The following is a 3,663-nucleotide window of genomic DNA, read 5'->3' as shown; positions in this document are numbered from 1 at the left end:
CGGGGCCGCGCCCGCCTGCGCGCCCGGCTGCATGTGTTCGCCGGGCTTCGCGTGGCCCTGGCGGGGTTGCATTGTGTGTGATCCTGTTTTATTCAAAATTTCACTCCAAAGACGGAAAACGTCACTCAAAAGGCGGATACGTCTTGTTGAAAACCCCTCTGGTCAGCTTGGCGGCGAAGACAGGGGGGTTTGTTTTTTTCCCGGCTACAGCGGCAGCTTGCGGCGCGGTGGTTCCTGATCCTTGTCTTTTCGTCTGTCCTTTGGCTTTTCCTTCAAAACCGTTCCGATATTTTCCATCCCGTATTTGATATTTTTTTCAATCTGTTCACCGTGACGCACAATTTCGGGCATCATGACCTTGCGCGCTTCCTCGCTCATGTTGTGAGCTGCGGCCATGAGGTCCCGAGCTTGACGAAGTCCAGGCTCAAGAGTTTCAAAAAGTTCACGGACCAAATCAGACATTGTTTTATCATCGTACTTTGCAAGTTCTACCAAAAGATCGTGGAATTCAGCACTGACAACAACACTCAAGTGTTTCTTTTTTTTCATGATTTTGCCGGTAAAGTTAAAAAAAAATAACTGTGTATGACTGACGGACTTTGTTAAATAATGGCCGTGATAACAATAAAAAAAAAAGCAGACAAGCCCAAACTTTAGTTTGCCGTGCTGTCATCGCTTCGAGGGGGGGGCCGTCCGTCCCGAAACGGGCCGGGGCCTATCCGTGGTGACTCGGGAGGCCTGGGAAAGAAAGGGCGCATTGAGGGGGTGATTGTGTTTGTCTGGAAAACGTGGACGCCCTCCAGGGTCCACTTGGTGCCGTCTGGCGGCGGAGGGTGTCGGCTTCGGTGGGGATCGGCGGCGGGGGGAGCTGCGGCCCGAAACGGGCCTAACTGGAGGGAAGCCCTCCAGCCCTCCCTGGTGATTTGTGCCGACCGTCGCGGTTTAACCTGGTGGGGGTGTTTTTACTGCATTAATACTGCATTACTACTACAGTAAAAAATCATGCACGGAGTTAGAATTACAGTCTAAAACCGTGCATGGAATTAACACTGCATTAATACTGCATTCAGCGGGGACCAGGATCACACAGATAGCGGGGGAGGTCCGGGCGGTGTCCGGTGATGTAGGTGATAGCTGCGGACTCGTCAGACCAAATAAAAGGGCCGTCCAGTGTGGAAACAACAGAGGAAAAACCATTGCGAAAGACAACCAGCATAAAGCCCGTTGCGTCATCCAGCGGCCAAACGTCCCAGGAATCTGCGGCGGTCATGTTCTGAAAAGAGGTGCGGGTTATCGCCATGTTTGAATTTCTCATAATGCGCCCCTTTGGCGTTTTAAAGTTTCGTTGCGCCTCGTCGGTCCTCGTCGCTTGCTACGTTCGGGGTCTCCCTCGCTGCGCTCCTCGTCGGTCCTCGGCGCTTGGATCCTTGCCAACTTCTTACCTTGCTTTTTCGACTTTCGTCTTAACCGTTCATCCCGCTTTTGAGCGGCTTCAAGCCGGATCTCGTCAAGCAGGTCGGGAAGGTGCGCGGGTGCGTCCTCGGCTCTGTTCAAAATGCGAGCATTTGCCCTGGTCGTGATGATGTCCGTCCAATGGGCATTTAGAACCGCCAGGACAGCCGCCAGGGGGTCAAGCTGTTCCTCGGCAACCTCTTGGTCCGACTTCTCGGCAGAGAGCCCCAGGAGGGCACGGAGGCCGTTTGACCAGTAGAGTTGACGGGTTCCCTTGAAGGCGCGGAAAAAATCAAGCCATAGTTCAGCAGCGCGTTTTTTGTCGATACCGAGAAAATCAACGACCTCTTGCAGCTCGGGAGAAATCCGGCGGTCAGAGGGTCCGAAAGTGAAGATCCGGAGAAGGTCCCAGGGATTCACGGACTTTTTGCCTTGTTTCAGGTGGCCCTTGGTCAGCTCCGAATCCATACCCCACTTGGTCACATAGTGCGCGGCCCTGGTGCCGTCATCGACATGGAAGGCAGACAAAGAAGGATCGTCAAGGCCGACTTTCCGGCATCCATCCAACCAAATCGGGAACCAAAGCTGACGGATGACCTCGGGGGTCAAGCTGGTTTCGAGAAAAAGGAGAACGTGGAAGTGTGGATGCCATCCGTTCTGGCCATAAGTGACTTCTACGACCCGAATATACCCACGCAGGCCGATCATTTTCCGCATGTTCTTTCCGGCCCTGGAATCCGTCCCACGGCGCCACGCCTGCATTATCTGCTTGCGGATCACTTCCACATCACTTCCAATGCCGTGCGGAATGGTGAACGTGGCAAGCATGACTTTGAGGCCCTGAGCCTTTGCCGTTTCCATGGCCGTTTCGACCTCAACGCGCCGCCGTTCCGTGATCTTGGGAGCGCAGAGCGGGCAGCCCCAGACAGAGCCGCAGACCTCGCAGCCGGCGAAAAAGGCCCGTTCATGTTCAACGGAGAGCTTCACTTCAACATCAAGCTTAGGAACTCGCCAGCGGTGGCATTTTGACTGCCTGGAACCAGGGAGAAGAGAATCAATGGCCCATCGCATCGCGTAACGGTCATTTCGCGTGTTCTGGTGATCGGTGCTTGTGTAGAGCTTCGGGCATGTGCCGTTTTTTTCCGGTGGGCCAAACTCGAAAACTTCCCCGGTTTTGGGGTCATGGGTGATGATAAAAGGCGCAGTTTTGGAAGGCTGGGAACCGTTGGGGGAGTAGGGTGGCCGGAGTTCTTGCGTATATGTCAAGTTTATGGCCGCGCTTGCGCCCGGCTGGTCCGGAGGCATCGAGTCACGGGGCGCACTGGCCGGTGCGCCGCGCTCGCCCGAGCTGCTGGCCGACCTGGATGCGCGACTGTCGAGGATCGGGACCGGGACCACGCCCGGCGTATCGGGTCGGCTCGCGGGCCGGCTCGCCGCTCGTCCGGCCGAGACCGCCGGCGCTATGGATCTGCACGGCGATTGGGGCGGAGAGCCGGCCTTTCTCAGCCTGCGCTTCGAGCCGAAGACCGCGGGGACCTTGGATCTGAGCGCGGCGGCCGGACTCCTGACCCCCGCGGGTCCCACCGAGCTCAGGATGACCGCGCGTTGGGATCGGCCCGGCCACGGCCTGTCGGTGCAGCGACTGGATCTCGGTGTTCCGGGCCTGGGTCTGCGACTGCTGGCCCCGGTACAGGTCGCGCTGCGCCCGGGACTGGGTGTCGATCGGCTCAGGCTTGGGCTGGTGCCAAATCAGGGTCAGGGCAGCAGCGAGGGGACCCTGGAGCTGGCCGGAGAGCTGAGCCCGCGTCTGGATGCCCGGCTCGATCTGGTCGATCTGTCGCTGGGTCTCGCGCGGCTCATTCCGGGGGTGCCCCAGCTGGCCGGGCGCTTGGATGGGCAGCTCCTCGCGAGCGGGACCCTGGCCGCGCCCGCGGCGAGTCTGCGGATCCAGTCCGAGGGGGTGCGTCTGCTGGAGGGTCCGGGGCGGGCGATCCCGCCGGGCGCACTCGAGCTCTCCGCCGAGCTCGCTCGGTCGGCCACCGAGCTCGCGCTGAGCGCGCGTGTGCCCGAGCGTGCCGAGCTGCGTCTGCGCGGTCGGCTTGCGGGTTCTTGGCCCGCGGTCTCGGCGCCCCTGAATCTCAACGTGGACGGTCATCTGGATCTGAGCCTGCTCGATCCCTGGCTGGCCGGCGCGGGTCGGCGGATCCAGGG

General features: G+C 59.2%; 4 protein-coding genes. 1 reads left to right on the top strand and 3 read right to left on the bottom strand.

Translation table 11 applies throughout. From position 1 onward, the window contains the following. Nucleotides 1–204: 204 nt before the first annotated feature. From EOM25_13000 to EOM25_12990, 3 genes are all read right to left on the bottom strand, one after another. Entirely contained in the window at nucleotides 205–549 is a 345-nt protein-coding gene (locus EOM25_13000) for a hypothetical protein (GenBank protein NCC26092.1), read from the bottom strand. Nucleotides 550–1,066: 517 nt separating this feature from the next. Next, nucleotides 1,067–1,300, bottom strand: a complete 234-nt coding sequence (locus EOM25_12995; GenBank protein ID NCC26091.1) for a hypothetical protein — start codon at nucleotides 1,298–1,300, stop codon at nucleotides 1,067–1,069. Nucleotides 1,301–1,311: 11 nt separating this feature from the next. Next, the gene (locus EOM25_12990; GenBank protein NCC26090.1) at nucleotides 1,312–2,757 is read right to left on the bottom strand and encodes a hypothetical protein; all 1,446 of its coding nucleotides are present in this window, start codon (nucleotides 2,755–2,757) and stop codon (nucleotides 1,312–1,314) included. Between EOM25_12990 and EOM25_12985 the strand changes: the two genes are divergently transcribed. Continuing rightward, nucleotides 2,723–3,663: hypothetical protein (locus EOM25_12985; GenBank protein ID NCC26089.1), on the top strand; the 941-nt coding region annotated here is incomplete at its 3' end. The genes EOM25_12990 and EOM25_12985 overlap by 35 nt on opposite strands.

Source organism: Deltaproteobacteria bacterium, assembly GCA_009929795.1.
Classification (GTDB): Bacteria; Desulfobacterota; Desulfovibrionia; order Desulfovibrionales; family Desulfomicrobiaceae; genus RZZR01.
This window is presented reverse-complemented; position numbering and strand designations above follow the sequence as displayed.